Raw genomic sequence first — 22,542 nt, forward strand, 5'->3', positions numbered from 1 at the left:
CATGTCGGAGCACCGTCGCACGTCAATCTCTGTCGACGGGCACCGTCTGGCGTATCGCCAGTTCGGTTCCGGGGACCGCGTCGTGGTGCTGTCTCATGCGTTTCTCACCTCGCACTACCTGGAGCATGCCTGGGCCAAGGAATTGGCCGCGCGCGGCTTCCGGGTGATCTGCCTGGATCTGCTGGGCACCACCGCCGATGAGCGCCCGCTGGAACCCGACCGCTACAACTCGCAGGCCCTGGGGCGTCAGCTCATTGGCGCCCTGGACGCCCTCGGTATCGAGCGTGCGGTGCTTGGCGGCACCTCCGTCGGCGCGAACGTCTCCATCGAGGCGGCGGCATTGGCGCCCGAACGGGTCGCCGGGCTGCTGCTGGAGGGACCGTTCCTGGAACGGGGCATCGGCGCCGCCGGCTATCTGTGGTCGGCCGGGCTCACGTTGTTCACCCTCGGTCGGCCGCTGATCTGGCTGGCCGGTACGGTGGCGCGATCGTTCCCCGAGACCGAACAGCCGACCTTGGGCTTGATCCGTGAATTCTTTATCGCGCCACCATCACGGTCGGCGGCGTTCATGACGGGGATGCTGGTGGGGCGCATGGCCCCGCCGCGGGCGGTACGCCGCGCGGTAAACGCGCCCACGATGATTCTCTCGTTGACCGCCGATCCGCTACACCCGGCGGCCGACGCACACAATCTCGCCATCGATATCGTTGGCGCACAGGTAGTTTCAGCCGGAACGCTGGCCACCCTGCGCTTCTGGCCGCGTCGGGTGACACCCGCGATCGTGAGCTTCCTGGTGGAGACGTTCGGCATCGACGTCACCGCCCGGCAAGCCGACGCCTAGAGGTCGATGACGATCTTTCCGTGCACATGCCGCCCGGCCTGAACCTCGACCGCGCGGCGTATCTGGTCGATCGGGAAGCTCGCCGCGATAGGTACCCGGAGTTGGCCCGCGGCGACCAGCCGGGCCAGTTCTTCCAGGGCGCCCTGCGTGGCGTTCGCGCCGTTGGCCGCCGACACGCCTTCGATCTGTGTGGCGATGGTGCAGATGCGGCCGTCGGGGACACCGAGTTCCCTTGCGGCGTGCACTGTTTCAACTCCGTGCAGGTCTATGGCGGCAGTGATACCACCGGGAGCGAGGGCTCGGACCCTGTCGGCCAGGCCATCCCCGTAGGCGACCGGCTCCGCCCCGAGACCGCGCAGGGAATCGGAGGATGTGGCCGATCCGGTCCCGATCACGCGCGCTCCGGCAATGCGGGCCAGTTGCACGGCGAATACCCCGACACCACCCGCCGCGCCACCGATCAACACTGTGTCGTCGGGGCCGGGGTTCACCACGGCGAGGGCTGCCAATGCCGTGCGTCCGGCGATCGTGAGAGTGGCGGCGGTGCGGTCATCGACATCCTCAGGGGTGTGATGGACCTCGTTGGCCGCGATCCCCTCCCCTAGGTCGATCACCACAAAGTTCGCGATCGCACGGGACAGGGCGCCCCCAAACACCCGATCACCGGGCGCGAAGCCGGTCACCCCGTCACCGACCTGGTCGATCACTCCCGCGTAGTCGGTCCCGAATCCGACCGGGAGGTTCAAGCCGAACCGGGCTGCGGTGTCCGCATCGGCGGTGATGATCCAGTCCATCGGATTCAAACCGGCTGCGGTCACCCGCACCCGAACCTGACCGGGGCCGGCCTGCGGAGCGCGAACCTCGCGAACATCCAGGACCTCGGGCCCGCCGAACGCATCGAGTTGAACCGCCCGCACGTGCATCTGTCTCCTCATGACGAAGGAATGCATGTAAACGGACTATGCTCCGTTTACATGGCCGACCGTAACACAAACGGAGCGTGTTCCGCTTTGGTTGAGACGGAGATGCGTGCGCCGCGCGCCGACGCGACCCGTAACCGGGACCAGTTACTCGCGGCGGCGACCCGCGTGTTCGCGTCGGCCGACGGCGAGCCGTCAATGCGTGCGATCGCCCGCGAGGCCGACGTCGGCATCGCCACGCTGTACCGGCACTTTCCCACCCGTGAATCGCTGGTCGATGCGGTCTATCGAGACCAGGTCGTGCGGCTGACGACCGGTGCCCACGAGCTACTCGGCCAGCTGCCTCCGGCCGAGGCAATGCGGCGCTGGATGGACTCGTTCGGTGATTGGATCGCGACCAAGAACGGAATGCTCGACACGCTGCTGGCGATGGTCGAGTCCGGCAAGATCGCCCATGCCCAGACCCGGACCGAACTGCACGCTGCCATCACCACGATTCTCGACGCCGGCCGCGCGGCGGGTGATCTCCGCTCCGATGTCGTCGCCGAAGACATCGCCGCCTCCCTCATCGGCATCTTCACCGTGGCCCCCCGGCCCGAGCATGTGGCCCAGGCCGGTCGCTTGCTGAATCTCCTCATGGACGGCCTGCGGCCCCGTCCCCTACTGTTAGAGTGACGCTTCATTCACATAATTGACAAGGGAGTCTGCGGAATGGCACTTCGGCGCAAGAAGGCACTCAAGTTGCTTGTCGACGGTCAGCCGACCGCGACGCTCGTGACGACGAAGGTCGGCCCGAGTCTTTTCCAGCGGCTGTCGGTGCTCATCGCGAACCTGATCCGCATCGGATTCCGCGCGGGCGGTGCAGGATTGGCAGCCACCGGTGTCGCGCACTTCGTCGCACCCCAGCCGTTCGAGTCCATCTCCAAGGTCGCCTTCCCGGAGGACACTCGCCGCTGGGTCTACCAAAACGGCTTCACCGAGCTGTTGCTCGGACTGGCGCTGGCGTTCCGGCGCACCCGCATCGTCGGCGGCCTCGGCGGCCTCGCCTACGTCGCGTTCCTCGTCAGCCGTGTGATCGGTAACGCCAGCAAGAGCTGACGCTCTTAGCCGACTCCGCGCAGCCAGGTCACCTCGGCGCCGTCGCCGCCGCTGCGGTACGGCTCGAGCGCGTCATCCCACGCGGTGCCGAGCATGTTGTCGAGCTCTGAGGTGATGCTGCCGGCGTCGGATTCCATCAGCCCACGCAACCGCATCTCGCTGACCATGATGTCGCCGTTGGCGCTCGTCGCGCCGCTCCACATGCCCAGCTGCGGGACGTGGCTGAATCGCTGACCGTCCACGCCCTCGCTGGGATCCTCTGTGACCTCGAAGCGCAGCACCGGCCATGAGCGCAGGGCATTGGCCAGGCGTGCGCCGGTACCGACCGGGCCCACCCAGTTGGTGACGGCGCGCAGCTGCCCCGGCATGGCCGGTTGGGCCTGCCAGCGCAGCTTGAGCGTCTCCAGGCCACGGGCCGAAGGAGCCGACGTCAGCGTTGACGTTAAAGCCCACTCGACGTGCGGGCATACCGCGGCCGGTGAGGCATGGACATACACCACGCCGGTTGTCGAGTCGGCGAACTGAGGCGACGCGTGCATTCGTAGTGCTCCTTTGTCTTCGACGAGGACGTCTTCCCCAACGACTCGCGAAGCTTCCAGAGCGTGTTACCGAATTACATCAATGTGCCTTGTGACACCATTGTGCCCCGTGGTGCGCGTGTTGCGCCAGTCCTGAGACCGAATTTGAGGTAACGGCTTCCTGAGAGTTTGGGACCGTCTCTTAGCCGAACTCGGCCAGCACGGCATCCGACAGCTGTGGCCACACCTGATTGGCCCAGCCGTCGAAGTTCCGATCCGTCAGGACGACCAGCGCCAGATCGACGGTCGGGTCCACCCAGATGAATGTGCCGGACTGCCCGAAGTGCCCGTAGGTGGCCGGCGAGTTCTCGGCACCCGTCCAGTGCGGAATCTTGCTTCCTTTGATCTCGAAGCCAAGGCCCCAATCGTTGGGGCGCTGCACGCCATATCCCGGCAGTACCCCGTCCAGCCCCGGAAACACGACATTCGTCGCGCGATGCTGTGTTTCGGCGCTGACCAGGCGCGGCCGCAGCAGATCACCGGCGAAGGCCACGAGGTCTAGCACCGTGGACGTGGCCCCATACCCCGCCGTGTCTGCCCCACCGGGCAGCGTGGTGTTACCCATGCCGAGCGGTTCGAGTACGGCCTCGCGTAGATATGTACTGAACTCGATGGTGGCGCCGTCCTCGATCGTGTGCGCAAGAACGGCGAAGCCATAGTTGGAGTAGACGCGACGGGTACCCGGCTTGGCGATCACCGCGTCGGAAAGCATTGACAGTCCCGACGCGTGCGCCAGCAGATGCTCGACGGTCGAGCCGGGCGGACCGGCCGGGGCCGCCAGGTCGATGGCACCTTCTTCCAGTGCCACCTGCGCGGCCCGGGCCACCAGCGGCTTGGTCACCGACGCGAGTGCGAATTGCTGCGTCACAGGGCCGATTTGGGCCCTGATGCCCTCCGGCCCCACCACTGCGGCGGCGACAGTGGTTACCGGCCAGTCGGCGACGAGGTCGAGAGCACCCATGGCTGGGACTGTAGCGTCATGCGCATGTCTCAAACTGTGCGCGGTGTGATCGCTCGTTCGGTGAAGGCTCCGGTGGAATTGGTGGACATCATCGTCCCCGATCCGGGCCCCGGTGAGGTCGTGGTGAAGGTGCAGGCGTGCGGGGTGTGCCACACCGATCTGACCTACCGCGAGGGCGGCATCAACGACGAGTTTCCGTTCCTGTTGGGTCATGAGGCGGCCGGGATCGTGGAAACCGTCGGCGAGGGTGTAACCACCGTAGCGCCGGGCGATTTCGTGATCCTGAACTGGCGCGCGGTGTGTGGGGTGTGCCGTGCCTGCAAGCGTGGCCGCCCGCAGTACTGCTTCGACACGTTCAACGCGAAGCAGAAGATGACGTTGACCGATGGCACCGAGCTGACCCCCGCCCTGGGCATCGGGGCGTTCATCGAGAAGACACTCGTGCACGCCGGGCAGTGCACCAAGGTCGATCCGTCCGCCGATCCGGCCGTTGTCGGTTTGTTGGGCTGCGGGGTGATGGCCGGGCTGGGCGCGGCGGTCAACACAGGCAACGTGGGCCGTGATGACACCGTGGCGGTCATCGGCTGCGGCGGTGTCGGGGACGCCGCGATCGCCGGCGCCCGACTCGCCGGGGCGCGCACCATCATCGCCATCGACACCGATGACAAAAAGCTGCAGTGGGCCAAGGATTTCGGTGCCACGCACACCATCAATGCACGACAGGTCCAGGACGTGGTCACCGCGGTCCAAGAGCTCACCGATGAGGTCGGCGCCGATGTCGTGATCGACGCGGTGGGACGCCCGGAAACCTGGAAGCAGGCCTTTTACGCCCGTGATCTGGCAGGCACCGTGGTCCTGGTCGGTGTCCCGACACCGGATATGACACTGGAGATGCCGCTTATCGACTTCTTCTCCCGTGGCGGATCACTGAAGTCCTCCTGGTACGGGGACTGCCTCCCCGAACGCGACTTCCCGACCTTGGTATCGCTGTACCAGCAGGGCCGCCTACCGCTGGATCGCTTCGTCACCGAACGCATCGGCATCGACAACATCGAGGCCGCCTTCGAAAAAATGCACCACGGCGAGGTCCTGCGCTCTGTCGTGGTGCTGTAGCCGGGCAGCCCGTTGTGATCAACCGGAGGCAGTTTGTGATCGGCGGTGCCGCGGCGGCCACTGCCACAACGGGATTGGCCGCCCTGGCAGGGTGCGGCGATGACACCACACCCGGTTCCGGTGCGGACCTGATCTTCGTCGGCGGTCCGGTCGTGACGGTCGACGGCCACGGCACCACGGCCGAGGCGCTGGCCGTGTCGGCGGGCAAGATCGTCGCCGTCGGGTCGCGGCAGGACGTGATGCAGCGGCGCAGCGCGGGCACGCAGGTCATCGAGCTCGACGGGCGCGCGGTGTTACCCGCATTCGTGGAACCGCACAGTCATCCGCTGCAGGTTGCGTTGACACTGGGCCCGCCCGCGATCGACGTTCGCCCGTTCGTGGTGTCGACCGGCAAGGAGGTGATGCAGAAGCTCGCCGACGCCATCAACGCCAGCACCGACGGCACTCAGGTGCTGCTGTACGGCATCGACGTCCTGCTGCAGCCCGACCTCCAATTGCCCACGCGCACAGAGCTGGACGCGCTGGCCCCGAACAATCCGGTGATCATCATCGCCAACAGCGGACACGCCGCCTACGCGAACACGGCATCGTTCCGGCTCGCCGGCATCACCAATGACACACCCAATCCGACCGGTGCGGAGTACGTCCACGGTCCGGACGGTGAGCTCACCGGAGAGGTGCGCGAGGCCGCGGCCCTGCAAACGCTGGCCATGCCCTACCTGCTGAAGGTCGCCCAACCCAATGCGTTCGAGAACATGCAGTGGGCCTTTGGTCAGCTGGCCGCCGCCGGTATCGCGACCTCCAGCGAGCACAGTTTCACCGCGGCCCAACAGGGCGACCTGTACCGCAAGATGGCGGCGGATCCGGATGTCAAGCTCCGGATCCGTGCCTATGAGATCGGCACGCCAGACCTCGCCAAGGACCCGGCGCATCGGGCGGGCACCCCGGCAGGGGCGGATCAGCTGTTCGCCCAGATCGGCATGAAACTCTGGGCCGACGGATCACCTTGGCAGGGAAACATTTTCACCTCATTCCCCTATCTGGATACCGCGGCGACACGGCGAATGGGACTGGAGCCGCACCACCACGGGGGCATGAACTACACGCCGGAGCAGATCACCGAGCTGGCGACGGCGTTCATCAAGCAGGGTTGGCAGCTGTCCTGCCACGTGCACGGCGATTCAGCGATCGACATCGTGCTGGACGCGTACGAGAAAGCGCGGTCTCCGGCCTCGGTGCGTTCTCGTCTGGAGCATGTCGGCGCGATGACCCCCGCCCAGTTCCAGCGTGCGGCGAAGCTGGGTGTCCATCCGAGCCTGTTCATCGAGCACGTGTACTTCTGGGGAGACCCGCTCATGGACGAGTTGTTCGGTGCGGACCACGGTGCCCACTGGATGTCCGCGAAGTCGGCTGTCGACGCCGGGCTGCGTGTCTCCTTCCACAACGACGGCAATGTCTCGCCACCCGATCCGCTGGGCAATATCGCCACCGCCGTCACGCGCAAGGCCAAGGGTTCTGGTCGAGTATTGGCCCCCGAGCAGCGGCTCACCGTTGCACAGGCCGTGCGCGCACACACCATCGACGCGGCCTGGCAACTGCATCTGGATACCGAAATCGGCAGCCTAGAGGTGGGTAAGTACGCCGACCTGGTGGTGCTCTCGGCCGATCCGCACGCGGTGAATCCGGATGCCCTGCGCGATATCACGGTGGGCGCGACCTACCTCGCCGGGCGGCAGACCTACGCCACACCCGAGTACTGATACCCAGTGCGCTCAGTGCTGGGGATCGAACATTCCCCGCGAGTTCTTGACCCTGTACAACTCGTAATCTGCCTGCTGCACAAGCGACTCCAGGTCAATCTTGCGCCCCGTCTGGGACTGCCACGCGGCGCCGACGCTGACACTCCAGGTGTCGATGCCCGCACGCGGAGTGCTCACCCGGCGAATGGTGCTGTCGATGTTCTCGGCACGGCCGGGAAACGCCACCACCAAGAACTCGTCGCCGCCGATCCGGGCAGCGATCTCACCAACCCGGGTACTCGCTCTCAGCATGGCGGCCACCTGCCTCAAGATGACATCGCCGGCGCCGTGGCCGTGGTTGTCGTTGAGTTCTTTGAGCCCGTCCACATCCATCATGACCACGACGATGTCGACGGCATCGAGGCGGCCACGATGCAGCAGGTCCACCGCCGTCATCACCCCGCGCCGGTTCAGCAGCCCGGTGAGCGGGTCCCTGTCGGCAGCCAACGCCGCGGAGAGAATTGAGTCGCGCCCTCCTTCGAGCACCAGCTGGATGATGGCGGGCACCAGTACGATCGCCGAGATCACCGGGGCGCCGTAGAAGAACTGCTCGGGCAGCCTTGCCCCGTCCACCAGCACATTCACCGCCACCAGCACGCAGAGAAGCGACGTGGCGAACGCACAATGGACCACGAATGCCCGTCTGCCGAGGAAAAAGGTGGGGAGCAGGCCCACGGGCCCCAGGTACACGACCGCGCTAATCCTGGCCGTGGGATCAGAAAGCAGCACGGCCCCGATGGCCAGCGCCACATCGGCCCACACCACGAACGCTGTCATGGCGCCCCGGCTCGGCCAGGAGAAGTTGATCCAGCACAGCCCCACCATCACCGCAGACGCGCCAACAACGCCATGGACGACCCGCGGCAACGTGCCGTGCGGTCCGAGGGGATAGAACTGCGTGATCACCTCCAAGACCACGATAAGGAAGCACAGCAGCCCAATGGCGTTCTTCAACCGGTCGAGCTGGCCGGTATCGCGCAGAGCATTAGTCACAAGCTCGTACTGGAAGCCCGTCTCTGCATGCGGCGGAGGTTGCACACCGGAATTATGGACCTTGCAATCACCGTGAGCGGGTGCCTTTCGCGCACAAGTTCACACGCCGATAGTGGCGAGCATGCCGACGAAACATGGACGTAAGGCCGCCATCATCGGTGCGGGCCAAACTGGGGCCACCGCAGCAGTGGGGCTGCTGGACAAGGGGTTTGACGTCACCCTCTATAGCGACCGCAATCAGCGCAGTCTGCGCGAGAACGTGCCCGCGACCGGCACCGCACTGATTTTCGGTGAATCGCAGCGCGCGGAGGCCAGCCTGGGGCTCACCAGCTACCTGGAACCAGGCCCCACCTCGACCGGGCTCAGCGTGCGCCTGGTCGACGGCAGCGAACCTGCCCGTCCCGAAGTCATCGCCTTTGACGCGGGTTTCGACGGCGGTACCCGCGGCGTCGCCGTCGACACCAGACTCAAGGCCGACGACCGGCTCACCCGGTTTCAGGAGCGGGGTGGCCGCTTCCGCGTGGAGCAAGTGGACCCGGAACGGCTGGACGCCATCGCGGCCGAGCACGACCTGACGCTGGTGGCGACCGGCCGCAGTGGTCTGTCCTCGCTGTTTCCGGTGGATGCCACGCGCACGGTGTATGACCGCCCACAGCGGCGGCTGCTCATGCTGACGGTCGCAGGTTTGGGGCACGGACCAGAGGTCTTTGCGCACCGAGGGCCCGCGGGTGGGCGGCACAGCGCCTTCTCGTTCATCACCGATCAGGGCGAGGCCTGGTGGGGGCCCTATTTGCACAAGGACGCCGGACCCTCGTGGTCGTTCTTGACGTGGGCCAAACCCGGCAGTGAGTGGGAACGGCGGTACGCCGACGTCGACAGCGCGGCCTCCGCACTCCAGGCAGTCACCGATGTACACCGCGACTATCTCGACTGGGACCTTCCGGAAGTGTTGTCACTCAGGGTGATCGAAGAGGATCCGCATTCCTGGATCACCGGCGCGGTGACACAGCTGGTGCGGCGCGGAGTGGGCCACACGGCCGGCGGGCACGTCGTCGCGGCGCTCGGTGACACGGCGGTGGCGTACGACCCGATCGCCGGGCAGGGCGCGCAGGGCGGACTCGTTCAGGCGGCCGCCCTGGTCCACAAGGCTGCCGCACACGACGGTCCGTTCGATAGCGCCTGGCTCACCGACGCATTCGACGAGTTCTACGACCGTCGAGCACGCGCCGCGCAGTTGGTGACGAGGCTCTACCTGGGCGACGACGAGCTGCACGACTATGGCGATCTGTTCTTCGCCGCGGCACACGTCCACGAGGGTTTCGCGTCGAAACTGTTCAGCCTGCTCGACAATCCGAAGCCCTTCGAGAAGGTCACGTCGGTCGAGACGGCCAAGGCTCTCATCACCGAGTGGGCGGGCGAGCCGGCCGACGACATTCTGGGGCGGTTCTCCCCCGCCGGCCGGTTCGCGCGATCTGATCTGGTGCGTGCCGCTTAGCGCTGCGCGGGCCGGTAGGCGGTGACGACCACCGAACCGCCGAGCCCGATATTGTGTTGTAGCGCAACGCCGTCCTTGGTCGCCGCGCCGGCCACCTGACGCTTGTCAGCCAATCCGCGTATCTGCCAGTTCAGTTCGGCGCATTGCGCCAGTCCGGTGGCACCTAGCGGATGGCCCTTGGAGATCAGCCCGCCCGACGGATTGACCACCCACTTGCCACCGAAGGTGGTGTCCTCGTTGTCGATCAGCTTTCCTGCCTCGCCCTGCTCACACAGGCCCAGCGCCTCGTACACCAGAATTTCGTTGGCGGAGAAGCAGTCATGCAACTCGATGACATCGATGTCTTCGGGACCGATCTGTGCCTGCTCGTAGACGGCGTGCACCGCAGCCTTGTTCATGTGTGCGCCGACAATTCCCGCCGCGGTTCCGTCGAAGGTGTCGGCCCGATCGGTGACCGTGGACTGTCCGACGATCTCCACCGCTTGGTCGGCGAGTCCATGCTTGTCGACGAACTCCTCGCTGGCCACGATGGCCGCGGCCGACCCGTCCGAGGTCGGTGAGCATTGCAGCTTGGTCAGCGGCGCCACGATACTCCGCGAGGAGAGAATGTCTTCCAGCGAGTACTCATCCTGGAACTGGCTGTACGGGTTGTTGACCGAATGCTTGTGGTTCTTGTAGCCGATCCAGGCCAGCTGTTCGGCGGTCAGGCCATATTCGCGCATGTACTCCTCGGCGGCAGCGGCGAACATCCATGCGGTCATGGGCATTTGCGGCGGCGTCAGTTCGCCCAGGCGGTTGAGCTGCGGTAGCAGCGGCGACTCGCGATCGGTGAACTTCATGCTCAGCGAACCGCGCTCCATCTTCTCAAAACCCGCGGCCATCACGACGTCGGATTGGCCGCTGCGAATGGCGTTGGCCGCCATGAACAGTGCGGTCGATCCCGTGGAGCAGTTGCTGTTGACGTTGTAGATCGGGATTCCGGTGTGGCCCAGCTCGTAGAGCGCGCGATGCCCGGAACACGAATCGCCGTAGACGTTTCCGACGAAAGCTTGCTCGATCTGCTCGTACCGAACCCCGGCGTCGTCGAGCGCCTTGGTACCGCTCTCCTTGACCATCGCTGGGTAATCCCAGCCCTCCCGGCTCCCGGGCTTCTCGAACTTCGTCATGCCGACGCCGATGACGAACGCCTTGTTTTTCTGCTTCATGCTTCTCCTAATCCTGTCTCGTCACAGCGACCGAGAGATGAGTTCTTTCATGATTTCGCTTGTGCCGCCGTAGATCTTGTTGACGCGTGCAGCGGCGTACGCGCGGGCGATCGGGTATTCCATCATGTAGCCGTATCCGCCGAAGAACTGAACACACCGGTCGACTACCGCGACCCCCTTGTCGGTGGCGACCAGCTTGGCAATGGACGCGGTCGCGGGATCGTTGTTGCCGTCGATGTAGTTCTGGATGCACCAGTCAACGGTTGTCTTGATGGACAGCACCTCGGCCTTCAGCTCGGCCAGCTGGAACCTGGTGTTCTGAAACTTGATGAGCGGCTGGCCGAATGCCTCACGCTCCTTGGTGTATTTGATCGACTCCAGCACGGCGGCCTCGGCCATGCCGGCGTTCCCCGAGGCGATGATGAGGCGTTCGCGCGCTAGCTGGGTCATCAGCTGGATGAACCCCTGTCCATCTTCCTCGCCGAGCCGGTTGGCCACCGGTACCCGCATATCGCTGAAGAACAGCTCGCGGGTGTCCTGCCCGTGCTGCCCCACCTTCTCGAGCACCCGGCCTCGCTCGAATCCGGGCAGGTCCTTGGTTTCCGCGACGATCAGCGAGATGCCCTTGGCGCCCTGGGAGGGATCGGTCTTGGCCACGATCACCAGCAAGTCGCAGTGTGTGCCGTTGGAGATGAATGTCTTCGAGCCGTTGATCACGTAGTGGTCGCCATCCCGGACCGCGCTGGTGCGCACCCCTTGCAGATCGGATCCCGTCCCGGGCTCCGTCATCGCGATGGCCAGGACCAGGTCGCCGCTGATGATGCCCGGCATCCAGCGGTCCTTCTGTTCGGTGTTGCCATAGGTATTGATGTAATGCGCGACGATCGGCGAGTGGACGCCCCAGCCCGTCGCGGTGTCCTGGGCCAGCGCGAGTTCCTCGGCCACCACCGCGGAGAAGCCGAAATCGCCTCCGGCGCCTCCATATTCCTCGGGAAGATCCAGGCCGAGCAGACCGGCATCGCCCAGTTTGTTCCAGAATTCGCGGTCCACCTGGTGCTGTGCGCTCCAGCGTTCCTGGTTGGGCGTGGACTCCTTGCGCAGAAACTCGGCGGCGTGCTTACGCAGGTCGCGGTGCGCATCGGTCTCCCAGGACGCGCGATAGGACGGGAATAGTGCGGACATCTTCATTGACCTCCTCGTCAAAACGATACAAGTGTATCGTTTTAGATTCGTTTGTAAAGGGGTGCGGTACGATGCGGCGTATGGCAAACCCGCGCGCGACCGACGAGGACTTGACCGCGAAGGCGCGCATTCGCAACACCGCATTGGATTTGTACGCCCAGTACGGTGAAGAACGAATTTCGTTGCGCGCGGTCGCATCCGAGGCCGGCGTGACACTCGGCCTGGTGCAACACCATTTCAAGACCAAGGCTGGTCTGCGCGAGGCCGTCGATCAGCTGGTCGTCGACTACCACATCGAGGCACTGCGATCGGTCGACGCGGAGAAGGACCCGCGCAAGCTCGCCGCGGCCCGCGACGCCGCCGTCATCGCGATGCTCAAGGCCAATCCCCCCATCGTGAACTACGTACGCCGCGCCGTGCTCGAGCCTTCCGAAGAACAGCTCAGCATGCTGACCGCGCTGATTCAGCTGACACGCGACGAGGTGGCCACCCTCCGCGAAGAGGGCATGGCCCCCACCGATCGTCCCGAATCCACTCAGGTTGTGTCCGTGATGGTTCGGCAGATGGGCGCCCTGCTGCTACAACCACTGATCGACGCGGTGTGGGACCGGCTGGAGCACGGGGACACCCCGAAACCCACGCTATCCATCAAAGTGCTCGACTAACCGCCACCGCCAGCGGTTACGGTACTGACGTGACATCACGCAGCCCCGGCTATCGGCCCACCGACGACGAGCTACTCGACTTGGTGTTACCCGTTGTGGCTGAACAGGGTTGCGGGGCAGTCACTATGGACCAGATCGTGGCGTCCGGCCGGGTGACCAAACAGACGCTCTACGCACACTTCGGCTCCAAGGACGGATTACTCATCCGACTCGTCGGACGCGAGGCAACCCTGATGCGCGCGATCTTCGACGACGTGTCCATGCCGGAAAACGTCGACCTCAATGACCCGGCCGCATCGCTGAGCAATGCCCTGAAGCCATTCTTCATCCACGCCGCCACCCGCCCACTGGGCATGCGGCTGCTGGCCGACTCCACCGCTCCACAGGTCCCCGGGTTCGATCAGCAGGTGCTCACCGACGCGGTGTCCCGAATCATGAGCATCCTCGACCTCTGGGAACCGGTGCATGACGAGGCAGAGACGCACCGGCGTCTGCTGCTGGCGACCATGAGCGCGCAAGCCATCAGGTCGGGAGTCTTGACCGCGATCGCTCACCACATCGACCCCGAGGTCTCGGTACGCACCTGCGCGGCATACATCGTCGCCGGCATCAGCAACGCCTATCCGGAATCCACCTAGCCCACACCCCTCTCGCGGCGCGCCACCGAATTTGGCTCTTGCCATACCCATTCACGCGGTCTACCGTCGAGCTTGACTCTACGTTCTAGCTCTGATGATACAGCCGAAGGATGAGGTACCGACATGGTCGTGGATTTGCTTTCCGACGATTACGTGCTCCCGGTCGATCGAGAGACGACGGCGACTGCCCTGCACGTCACCGGTGAGATACCGAAGTTCCTGAACGGACGTTACGTCCGCACTGGCCCCAATCCCCTTCCCGGGCAATATGACCCCAACAACTACTCGGTATTCGGCGCAACCGGCGACGGCATGGTGCACGGCGTGCGGCTGCGCGATGGCCGCGCCGAGTGGTATCGCAGCCGGTGGGTGCGCACGCCGAAGGTCTCCAGACTGCTCGGCGAGAAACCGAAACCGGCCAACTATCGCGCCGGTGTGACGACCGTGTCTCCGCAGACGAATGTGTATGGCTTTGCCGGCAAGACGATCGTCAGCGCCGAGGGCGGTCTGGCGCCGTACGAGCTGAACGATGACCTGGAGACCGTCGGAACCTGCGATTTCGGCCGCACGCTGGAAGGCGGATACACCGGGCATCCCAAGCTGGATCCGGTCACCGGCGAGTTGCACGCGGTCACTTACCAACTCGTCGGTCCGGCGATAGCGCGTTATGTGGTGATCGGCCCGGACGGCGCGGTGCGCAAGAGTGTGCCCCTGGACGTGCCGGGCAGGCCATTGCTGCACGACATCGCCCTGAGCGAGAGCTACGTGATGATCTTCGACTGCCCGCTGGTGATCGACCTCAACCTCCTGACGCGCAAGGTCGCGCCCACGGCGACACCCCCGTTCATCACCCGGATGGCGGCAGGGCTCCTCGGCCGATTCGAGCCACCCGCATTGCTCGGTCCGCTGGTGGCCCGCGCACCCCTACCCAAGACTGCCGAGGTCCCCCTGCGCTGGAAAGCCTCCCATCCCAGCCGCATTGGCGTGATTCCCCGCCAGGGGCCCGCGACGGTGCGCTGGTTCGAGATCGAGCCCTGCTACGTGTTCCACACGCTTAACGCCCACGAAGAGGACGGCACCATCGTCATCGACGCATGCCGAATCACCGGCCCCGACCACGATGCCGAGTACGAGATCGCAAACGTGCTCGATTCCGGGAGACCACGCCTGCATCGGTGGGAAATCGACCTTGTCACAGGGGTAGTGAAGGAATCATGGACGGACGAACGCCTCCAGGAGTTCCCCATGGTCGACCCACGGCGGGTCAGCCTGCCGCACCGATACGGCTTCACCACGAGCGTCGGCGACACCGACATCGACACCCTGCTAAGCCTCGACGACGCACGTGCCTCACTGATCCGCTACGACCTCACCGGCGGCGGCAGCACCGAACACAAGCTGGAGGCCGGACACATACCGGGCGAGTTCTCGCCCGTGCCGCGTTCCGAGGACGCCGAGGAGGGCGACGGGGTGCTCATCGGATATGAATACGATCGCAGTACCCGGCTGAGCAATATGTTGATCGTCGACGCGCAGTCGATGGAAAAGCTTGCGACCGTCCACCTTCCAGCACGGATACCGTTTCAGTTCCACGGCAACTGGATCCCGGCTTAGCCGCTCTTCGCCACGATCCGCACTCCGTCCCTACCGGAGGCCAGTAGGTCCTGGAGCACCTTCTCCACAACCTGCAGGTCGGCATTGCTGTAACGCTGCAAGAAGTCGCGCACACCATGCTCCATCTCCTCATGCAGGGTGCTGTGCACGTCGACGACGATGCCGCCGTCGACGGTCAGGATGAGCTCAATCTCCTTACGGTTACCGGGAATCGGCACACGCTCAACCCAGCCCGCGTCCACCAGCCGCTGCACATGCTTGGACACCGTGCCCTTGAGCTGGCCCGAGCGCGCCGCCAGACCCACCACGCTGACCGGCCCCTCGGCAATCGCCGCCAACAGATGTAGCGAGAGCGTCGGCAGCGTTCTGACGAGGTGCTCCATCCGGCGTGGGCATCGCTGCGCCATGAAATCGCGCTCGGCATCGGAATCTTCGTCCGGTTCGAACTTGTCCCCCACCGCGCCCACCAGCGTGTTGATGCTGGCAATCAGCGCCGACTTGGTTTTCATGGAAACCATATTGCCATCCGGCGTCGGCCGCCGTACATTGTTCATATGGTTTCGATGGAAACTATATCTACAGAAACTTTGAGGAGTGCGCCATGAAGGCAGCAGTCGTGCATGAATGGGGGCAGCAGCCCGCCTACACCGACTTCCCGGACCCGCAGCCCACCGACGGCACCGAGGTCGCCACCGTGGAGGCCTCGGCCCTGACCAACCTGACCCGGGCCGTCATCTCCGGAAAGCACTACAGCAGCATGGAGATCAGCCTTCCCGCGATCGCCGGAGTCGACGGCGTGGCACGGCTGGCCAACGGCAAGCGGGTGTACAGCGGATCGCTCGCACCGTACGGGATGATGGCCGAACGCACCGTGGTGTACCCGGCCGGTGCCGTCGAGGTGCCCGAGCACGTCGATTCGGTGACCGCGGCCGCGATCCCCAACCCGGGAATATCGGCCTGGTTGGCCCTGTCCCATGGCGCCGCCGTGCAGCCCGGCCAGCACGTGCTGGTGCTCGGAGCCACTGGGGTGACCGGCTCGCTGGCGGTGCAGCTCGCGAAATCGGTCTTCGGGGCCGGACAGGTGACGGTCGCGGGCCGTAACGCCGAGCGGTTGGACTGGCTACGCACGGTGGGAGCCGACGATGTCATCACGCTGGGCAGCGATGACCTCACCGAGAGCATCACCGCGCGGCACGCGGCGCACCCGTTCGATGCGGTGCTGGATTACTTGTGGGGCTCCCCCGCCGAGCAGACCCTGAATGCGTTGGCGGCCAGTCACCAGTCGGCACATTTCCATGCCACTCGCTTCGTGCAGATCGGCGCGATGACCGGGGAGACAATCAGCGTGAATGCTTCCACCTTGCGCAGCACCGGCATCACGTTGTCCGGTGTCGGGATCGGCAGCGTGCCGCCCGAGGCCCTGATGCAGGCGCGCGCCGAGGCCTTGCCGAAGCTGTTCGCCATGGTCGACGGCGGTGACCTGCAGCTCCAGACGCTGGCCCGGCCGCTGGCCGATATCGAGACCGTTTGGGCGGCAAAGGAGCCGTCCGGGGTGCGAGTGGTGGTCACTCCCCAGTAACCTGCCGGTCGCCTATTTCCGGTTTTCCCGTGCGCCATTCGATGGCACGGTGTTGACATGACGCACTCTGCCGAGCTTGACCATGACGAGCACTCCCGCACCGGTTTGAATGCCGACACTCTGCAGCGAGCCATCATCGACCATCTGCGGTACTCGATCGGACGTCCGGCGAGCGTGCTGACCCCCGCCCACTACTACCGCGCATTGGCCCTGGCGACCCGAGATCGCATGCAGCAGCGCTGGATCGCCAGCATGCAGACCTACCTGGATCTGAGCCGCAAGGTGGCGGTGTACCTGTCGGCCGAGTTCCTGATGGGGCCACAGCTGGGCAACAACCTGCTGAACCTGCAGATCGAGCAGCAGGCGCGTGATGCCCTGTCGGCGCTGGGCCAGGACCTCGACGAGGTGCTCGCGTGCGAGGAAGAGCCGGGCCTGGGCAACGGCGGACTGGGTCGCCTGGCCGCGTGCTACATGGACTCGCTGGCCACACTGGATCGTCCCGCGATCGGCTACGGCATCCGCTACGAGTACGGGATCTTCGATCAAGAGATCCGTGACGGGTGGCAGGTCGAGAAGACCGACAACTGGCTGGACAACGGAAACCCTTGGGAAATAGCGAAACCTGATCTCAACTTCATCGTCGGGTGGGGCGGTCACACCGAGCAGTACCTCGATGAGCACGGAAACTTCCGGGCGCGCTGGGTTCCGCAGCGTTTCCTCAAGGGCATCCCCTACGACACCCCCATCCAGGGCTACGGCGTGAACACCTGCAACACGCTGACACTGTGGAGCGCGCGTGCCGTGCAGTCCTTCGAACTGGATGCCTTCAACGCCGGCGACTACTACAAGGCCGTCGAGGACGAGGTGTCCTCCGAGACCGTCACCAAGGTGCTCTACCCCAATGACGAGCCCGAGGCCGGTAAGCGGCTGCGGTTGCTGCAGCAGCACTTCTTCGTCTCCTGCTCACTGCAGCGGGTGCTACACATCCTTGAAGACGTCGCCGAGCGGCCGGTCAACGAGCTCGCCGAGCAATTCTCCTTGCAGCTCAACGACACTCACCCGTCCATCGGTGTCGCCGAGCTGATGCGGCTGTTGGTCGACGAGCGGGGGCTGGGCTGGGATGAGGCCTGGGAGATCACCGTGGCCGCCTTCGGCTACACCAACCACACCCTGCTGCCCGAGGCGCTGGAGACCTGGCCGTTAGGGTTGTTCGCCGAGTCACTGCCCCGGCACCTGGAGATCATCTACGAGATCAACCGGCGCTTCCTCGACGAGGTCCGGTCGCGCTTCCCCGGCGATGACGCCCGGGTACGGCGCATGTCGCTCATCGGCGAGGATGGCGGCAAGAGCGTGCGGATGGCGCACCTGGCCACCGTCGGCAGCCACGCCATCAACGGTGTGGCCGCGCTGCATTCGGAGCTGCTCAAGGAGAGCGTGCTCAAGGACTTCTTCGAGCTGTGGCCGGAACGGTTCAGCAACAAGACCAACGGCGTGACGCCGCGCCGTTTCCTGGCACTGTCCAACCCGGGGCTGCGCGAGCTGCTCGACGACGCCATCGGCGAGGGCTGGATCGCGGACCTGAACCGGCTGCGCGAGCTGGAGCCATTCGCCGAGGACTCGTCGTTCCGGATGCAGTGGCGAGAGGTCAAGCGCCTCAACAAGGCCCGGCTCGCCGAGTACGTGCTGGCCACCACCGGCGTGGACCTGGACCCCAACTGGATGTTCGACATCCAGGTCAAGCGGATCCACGAGTACAAGCGCCAGCACCTCAACGTGCTGCACATCGTGACGCTGTACCACCGGCTCAAGCAGAATCCGGAACTGCGGATCGCGCCGCGCGCCTTCATCTTCGGCGGCAAGGCTGCGCCCGGATACTTCATGGCCAAGCGCATCATCAAGCTCATCAACGCGGTGGGCGAGGCCGTCAACAACGACCCGCACGTCAGCCAGTTCATCAAGGTGGCGTTCCTACCCAATTTCAACGTCAAGAGCGCGCACCTGATCTACCCGGCGGCCGACCTGTCGGAGCAGATTTCCACGGCGGGCAAGGAGGCGTCGGGCACCGGGAACATGAAGTTCATGCTCAACGGGGCGCTCACCATCGGCACGCTCGACGGCGCCAATGTCGAGATGCGCGAGGAGGCCGGGGCCGAGAACTTCTTCCTGTTCGGGCTGACCGTCGACGAGGTGCAGCGCCTGGTGCACGAGGGATACCGGCCCGAAGACTTCGTCGAACTGAACGACGAGTTGCGTGCGGTGTTGGATCTGATTGCCAGCGGCCACTTCTCGGAGGGGGATCCATCGGTGTTCGCCCCGATTGTCGACTCGTTGCGCAGCCACGACCCGTTCCTGGTGCTGGCCGACTACTCCTCGTACATCGAATGCCAGCAGCGAGTGTCCGAGGCATGGCATGACGCGACGGCGTGGACGCGGATGTCGATCCTCAACACGGCCCGCAGCGGCAAGTTTTCCTCGGACCGTGCCATCGCCGAGTACTGCGACGAGATCTGGGGTGTGCAGCCGGTCACTGTCCAGGTGTAGATAAATACGCCTTGGCACATCATATGTGTGCGCATATGATGTGTGTATGAACACGCCCGCTGATCTTCGAGATGTGCACAGAACCGCCGTCCTGGCGTCCGCCGATATCGTCGCGGCGGCCACCCGGGACGACCTGCAGCGCCCGACCCCATGCGTGGGGTGGACGCTGTCCGACCTGCTGATCCACATGACCGTCCAGCACCATGGTTTCGCGGCTGCCGCCCGTGGAGCCGGTGCCGATCCAGCAGTCTGGAACCCCGCCACCGTCACCGATGCGGTGATCGTCGACCCCGCGGGCGCCTATCGCCGCGCGGTCGACGACGTACTCGAGGCGTTCGGCGCCGACGGGGTGCTGGAGGCGACCTTCACGCTGGGAGAGCTGGGCCCGGAGGCCTCCTTTCCCGGTGCCACGGCCATCGGCTTTCACTTCATCGACTACGTGGTGCACGGATGGGATGCGGCGCGCAGCATCGGTGCGCCGTTCGAGCTTTCCGATGACGTGATCGCCGCGGCCGTCCCGATCGCATTGGCCGTGCCCGACGGCGACTTTCGTTCCGCCCAGGGGTCGGTATTCGCACGCGCGCTGAGCGGAACCGATGGCCAGGGCGATTTCGACCTGATCCTGCGTCACCTCGGCCGCTCACCGGATTGGGCACCTACTGTGGTGGGGTGACTAGCTTCGTCGCTCCCGAGTGGGACCGCTCAGCCCTGGTGGTCATCGACGTGCAAACCGAGTTTGTCTCCGGCGCCATGACGGTGCCGGGGACCGCGGACCGGATTCCGGCGCTCGGTCGACTGGTCTCGGTATTCCGCACGGCCGGGCGCCCGATCGTGCATGTGGTGCGGCTCTACGTTCCCGGCGGCACCGATACCGATTTACCCCGTCGCGCAGAGATTCTCGCCGGACGCGAGGTCGCCGCGCCGGGCAGTGAGGGTTCGCAGATTCCCGTCGAGCTCTTACCCGCCGGCGAGCAGCTGGATCCAGAGCTGCTGTTGGCGGGCGGATTCCAGGAAGTCGGTCCCGCCGAGCACATTCTGTTCAAGCCGCGCTGGAGCGCGTTCTACCGCACCGAGCTGGAGCGGCATCTGCGCGAACGCGGCGTCTCGACCCTGGTGGTGGCGGGCTGCAATCTGCCGAATTGCCCGCGCGCCACACTGTTCGACGCCTCCGAACGGGACTACCGCGCGGTGATCGTCGAAGACGCGACCTCACAAGTCACGCCCGAGCGGCTGCACGACCTGACGCTCATCGGGGTGACCGTGACCGACGTCGCGTCGGTGGAGAAGGAGTTCTAATTGACGTGGAACGGCTCTGAGCACCCGCTGAACGAGCGAAGAGTCCCGTCACCGGCCAAAGCTTCTCCGTGATAAGCGATCCGGTAGCGACCGGCGGGGGTCGCCGGGGGAATGTCCCAGGTGATTGTCACGCGGAAGGCGTGTTTCCCGGCTCGGTTCCATCGTATTTTCGTTGACCAGTCGCCGTCGTCGGCAATGGTGCTCCACTGTGTGCCCGATTCACGATTGATCTCGAGATACGTACTGCGCGTGTGGAGATCATTGTTTGGGTTGGCACCTGCGAAGGCGACGCTGACCTGCTCACCCACCCCGTAATGCGTAGCCGGGCCGTCGACCACATCGCCGAACTGGAAGCCAGACAATGGCTCGTCCACCGTTGCGGAGTGTTCCCGCCCACGGCGTGCGCTGAGATCGGGCGGCGGGGGGCCAGATACCGCGTCTCGGCCCCGCAACATGGCACCCGCAAGTTCGGCGACAACCTGCTGCAACGCGGGCAGCTGCCATTTACCGAACAGTGTGCTGCCGCCTTCGTAGCGCTGCTCCTCGTATTCCTCCGGCGTAGTGACGTAATGAAAGTAGCCGTTGCTATAGCCCGCGACGAGCACACAGTGCAGGTCCACGCCGAGGACCGCGGCAACGGTACGCCGGAGCCGAAGACCCGCGACAATGGTGGCCTCACCCGGCAGGCCGATGAGGTAAAGGCACCCAATACGCATCAGCTGAATCGGATAGCGCTGTTGAACTATCGGGAGTAGGCGCCCGGCGAGGCCTCCCGAGAACAGCAATCCTTTGGGCGCCTGGGTTTCCCGCAGTCGCGGCGACAGGCGATAAATCACCTGGCGTGCCAAGGTGTCCCAGAACCGGTTGCGGCCTTGCCGGAAACCCTTGAATCCGGGACCCTCGTCGGTACCGGCCAACGCGGCGGCACCGACTGCTGGGGCACTGGTCCGGTGTTCCCTTCCGTCTCCGGTGAACTCAGGTCGCACATGAATATCGGCGAGGTTGACATACGTCGTCAGGGCGGCCACCCCGCCCTGCAGTGAAACGCCCGGTTCCCCCGCGAGCGCGCTAGCGGCGCGGGCTTGCCGTCCTCCGATAATCCGGGTGTTCTCGAATTCGTCTTCGGTGGGCCCACTACCGGGTCGGCGATTCAGATTCGGAGACATATCGCCCGAGTTGGTCTGGGCGAAGGCGACAATCAGCGCCGGGTTGGTGTCGGCGCGGTAGTCGACGCCAGCATCCAGACGTTCTACCTGATACGCCGCGAAACCCTTGTTATCGCTACTTATCAGCGTGTTCGTGTTCGTCATGGACGTGCCGTGAGTAGCGAACCAATTGACAGCACCGATCAGTGCCCCGCCACGTTCCATACGTAACAACGTGGTGAGCGGATCAATCCGGTCCGGAAAGCAGTCGCGTTCAGGCTTCGGGTTGCGGTCGAACGCCGTCGGGGAACGGTTCACACTGGCATCGAACAGCTCTCCGTGCGAGAGCCTCAGCGTCGCCGGCGCCAGGTCTTCGTGCGCCCTCGAGACCGCATGCACAATGCCGCTGACGATTGCCTCGAAGGTCTTGACCTGGAAGCCGCCGGTAGTCGTGTTGTACAGAAGATGCTCGGAGTAACCGCCCGGCCCACAATGCGTGTGGGTGACCGTCAGCATCGAGTTGCGGTCGGTGTAGAGGCCGCCGTACAGCGCGCGCAATCTGCGTAGTACCGCGCGGTGCACACTGTCGAACATCAGCGGCAACTCACTGACCACCAGCAGCACCCGCTCACCCGTCCCCGCGTCGACGACGATGAATGCGCGCGAGCGCAACCGAGTGTGTATTCCACTGGTGATCTGATCGGCTTTGCCGTAACCGAGCATGCCTCGTCCCGAGGGCTCGCCCGTGACGTCACCGATACCGCGGCCCACCAAGTAGTCCGTCAACGCCCCTCCTTGGTCGCGCTCCGCTATCGGAGTTTCGACGTCACTGTACCTCTCGTTCGTTCGAACGAACGAGAGGTATAGTGAGGTGTGGGC

The 22,542-nt window shown here is 65.0% G+C and carries 21 protein-coding genes; 13 read left to right on the forward strand and 8 right to left on the reverse strand.

All coding sequences use genetic code 11. From position 1 onward, the window contains the following. Position 1: 1 nt before the first annotated feature. Positions 2–841: an alpha/beta fold hydrolase gene (locus tag BKG76_RS01245; RefSeq protein WP_070935254.1), complete on the forward strand. Its 840-nt coding sequence runs from the start codon at positions 2–4 to the stop codon at positions 839–841. Here the strand turns inward: BKG76_RS01245 and BKG76_RS01250 are convergent. Beyond that, positions 838–1,758, reverse strand: coding sequence for an NADP-dependent oxidoreductase (locus BKG76_RS01250; RefSeq protein ID WP_109420596.1), 921 nt, complete (start codon positions 1,756–1,758; stop codon positions 838–840). The two genes, BKG76_RS01245 and BKG76_RS01250, sit on opposite strands and share 4 nt — an antisense overlap. Before the next feature lie 93 nt (positions 1,759–1,851). Between BKG76_RS01250 and BKG76_RS01255 the strand changes: the two genes are divergently transcribed. Continuing rightward, the gene (locus BKG76_RS01255; RefSeq protein WP_070936774.1) at positions 1,852–2,436 is read left to right on the forward strand and encodes a TetR/AcrR family transcriptional regulator; all 585 of its coding nucleotides are present in this window, start codon (positions 1,852–1,854) and stop codon (positions 2,434–2,436) included. Between the two features lie 36 nt (positions 2,437–2,472). Next, complete coding sequence (locus BKG76_RS01260; RefSeq protein ID WP_070935256.1) at positions 2,473–2,859, forward strand: DoxX family protein; 387 nt, start codon at positions 2,473–2,475, stop codon at positions 2,857–2,859. A gap of 5 nt (positions 2,860–2,864) precedes the next feature. Here the strand turns inward: BKG76_RS01260 and BKG76_RS01265 are convergent, their stop codons facing one another. Both BKG76_RS01265 and BKG76_RS01270 read right to left on the reverse strand, forming a co-directional pair. Beyond that, positions 2,865–3,398 (reverse strand): DUF3145 domain-containing protein, encoded by a 534-nt coding sequence (locus BKG76_RS01265; RefSeq protein WP_070935259.1) that lies wholly within the window; start codon positions 3,396–3,398, stop codon positions 2,865–2,867. A 181-nt stretch (positions 3,399–3,579) separates the two neighbouring features. Then, positions 3,580–4,398: a serine hydrolase domain-containing protein gene (locus tag BKG76_RS01270; RefSeq protein WP_070935261.1), complete on the reverse strand. Its 819-nt coding sequence runs from the start codon at positions 4,396–4,398 to the stop codon at positions 3,580–3,582. Between the two features lie 24 nt (positions 4,399–4,422). On the opposite strand from BKG76_RS01270, the gene BKG76_RS01275 reads away from it, so the two are divergent. Both BKG76_RS01275 and BKG76_RS01280 read left to right on the forward strand, forming a co-directional pair. Further along, positions 4,423–5,511 carry an S-(hydroxymethyl)mycothiol dehydrogenase gene (locus tag BKG76_RS01275; protein WP_070936775.1) on the forward strand — a complete coding sequence of 363 codons (1,089 nt, stop codon included), beginning with the start codon at positions 4,423–4,425 and terminating at the stop codon, positions 5,509–5,511. Positions 5,512–5,546: 35 nt separating this feature from the next. Beyond that, a complete protein-coding gene (locus BKG76_RS01280; protein WP_070936776.1) occupies positions 5,547–7,271 on the forward strand; it encodes an amidohydrolase in 1,725 nt (574 codons plus the stop codon). Positions 7,272–7,283: 12 nt separating this feature from the next. Here BKG76_RS01280 and BKG76_RS01285 read toward each other — a convergent pair whose 3' ends face one another. Further along, positions 7,284–8,348, reverse strand: a complete 1,065-nt coding sequence (locus tag BKG76_RS01285) for a GGDEF domain-containing protein (RefSeq protein WP_070935263.1) — start codon at positions 8,346–8,348, stop codon at positions 7,284–7,286. Positions 8,349–8,424: 76 nt separating this feature from the next. Between BKG76_RS01285 and BKG76_RS01290 the strand changes: the two genes are divergently transcribed. After that, on the forward strand, positions 8,425–9,798 hold the full coding sequence (locus BKG76_RS01290; RefSeq protein WP_070935265.1) for a styrene monooxygenase/indole monooxygenase family protein: 1,374 nt from the start codon (positions 8,425–8,427) through the stop codon (positions 9,796–9,798). On the opposite strand, the gene BKG76_RS01295 is transcribed toward BKG76_RS01290, so the two are convergent. Next, the gene (locus BKG76_RS01295) at positions 9,795–11,003 is read right to left on the reverse strand and encodes a lipid-transfer protein (RefSeq protein WP_070935267.1); all 1,209 of its coding nucleotides are present in this window, start codon (positions 11,001–11,003) and stop codon (positions 9,795–9,797) included. The genes BKG76_RS01290 and BKG76_RS01295 overlap by 4 nt on opposite strands. Positions 11,004–11,024: 21 nt before the next feature. Continuing rightward, a complete protein-coding gene (locus BKG76_RS01300) occupies positions 11,025–12,185 on the reverse strand; it encodes an acyl-CoA dehydrogenase family protein (protein ID WP_070936777.1) in 1,161 nt (386 codons plus the stop codon). A gap of 80 nt (positions 12,186–12,265) precedes the next feature. On the opposite strand from BKG76_RS01300, the gene BKG76_RS01305 reads away from it, so the two are divergent. The 3 genes from BKG76_RS01305 to BKG76_RS01315 all read left to right on the forward strand — a co-directional run bounded on the left by BKG76_RS01305 (position 12,266) and on the right by BKG76_RS01315 (position 15,102). Further along, complete coding sequence (locus tag BKG76_RS01305; RefSeq protein WP_070935268.1) at positions 12,266–12,850, forward strand: TetR/AcrR family transcriptional regulator; 585 nt, start codon at positions 12,266–12,268, stop codon at positions 12,848–12,850. A gap of 29 nt (positions 12,851–12,879) precedes the next feature. Next, positions 12,880–13,488 (forward strand): TetR/AcrR family transcriptional regulator, encoded by a 609-nt coding sequence (locus BKG76_RS01310; protein WP_070935270.1) that lies wholly within the window; start codon positions 12,880–12,882, stop codon positions 13,486–13,488. A 123-nt stretch (positions 13,489–13,611) separates the two neighbouring features. Next, a complete protein-coding gene (locus BKG76_RS01315) occupies positions 13,612–15,102 on the forward strand; it encodes a carotenoid oxygenase family protein (RefSeq protein ID WP_070935272.1) in 1,491 nt (496 codons plus the stop codon). Here the strand turns inward: BKG76_RS01315 and BKG76_RS01320 are convergent. Then, positions 15,099–15,611, reverse strand: a complete 513-nt coding sequence (locus BKG76_RS01320; RefSeq protein ID WP_070936778.1) for a MarR family winged helix-turn-helix transcriptional regulator — start codon at positions 15,609–15,611, stop codon at positions 15,099–15,101. The genes BKG76_RS01315 and BKG76_RS01320 overlap by 4 nt on opposite strands. Positions 15,612–15,703: 92 nt before the next feature. On the opposite strand from BKG76_RS01320, the gene BKG76_RS01325 reads away from it, so the two are divergent. Genes BKG76_RS01325 through BKG76_RS01340 form a run of 4 tightly spaced genes read left to right on the forward strand, consistent with a single transcriptional unit; the run spans position 15,704 to position 20,518 of the window. Beyond that, a complete protein-coding gene (locus BKG76_RS01325) occupies positions 15,704–16,681 on the forward strand; it encodes a quinone oxidoreductase family protein (protein WP_070935274.1) in 978 nt (325 codons plus the stop codon). 57 nt (positions 16,682–16,738) lie between these two features. Then, positions 16,739–19,222 carry a glycogen/starch/alpha-glucan phosphorylase gene (locus tag BKG76_RS01330; RefSeq protein WP_070935278.1) on the forward strand — a complete coding sequence of 828 codons (2,484 nt, stop codon included), beginning with the start codon at positions 16,739–16,741 and terminating at the stop codon, positions 19,220–19,222. A 46-nt stretch (positions 19,223–19,268) separates the two neighbouring features. Then, positions 19,269–19,895, forward strand: a complete 627-nt coding sequence (locus BKG76_RS01335; protein ID WP_070935281.1) for a TIGR03086 family metal-binding protein — start codon at positions 19,269–19,271, stop codon at positions 19,893–19,895. Beyond that, positions 19,892–20,518 carry a cysteine hydrolase family protein gene (locus BKG76_RS01340; RefSeq protein WP_070935284.1) on the forward strand — a complete coding sequence of 209 codons (627 nt, stop codon included), beginning with the start codon at positions 19,892–19,894 and terminating at the stop codon, positions 20,516–20,518. Before BKG76_RS01335 ends, BKG76_RS01340 begins: the two co-directional genes overlap by 4 nt. Here BKG76_RS01340 and BKG76_RS01345 read toward each other — a convergent pair. Next, positions 20,515–22,449, reverse strand: a complete 1,935-nt coding sequence (locus tag BKG76_RS01345; protein ID WP_269085927.1) for a neutral/alkaline non-lysosomal ceramidase N-terminal domain-containing protein — start codon at positions 22,447–22,449, stop codon at positions 20,515–20,517. The two genes, BKG76_RS01340 and BKG76_RS01345, sit on opposite strands and share 4 nt — an antisense overlap. Positions 22,450–22,542 lie beyond the last annotated feature (93 nt).

This window comes from Mycobacteroides franklinii (assembly GCF_001853795.1).
GTDB classification, from domain to species: Bacteria; Actinomycetota; Actinomycetes; order Mycobacteriales; family Mycobacteriaceae; genus Mycobacterium; species Mycobacterium franklinii.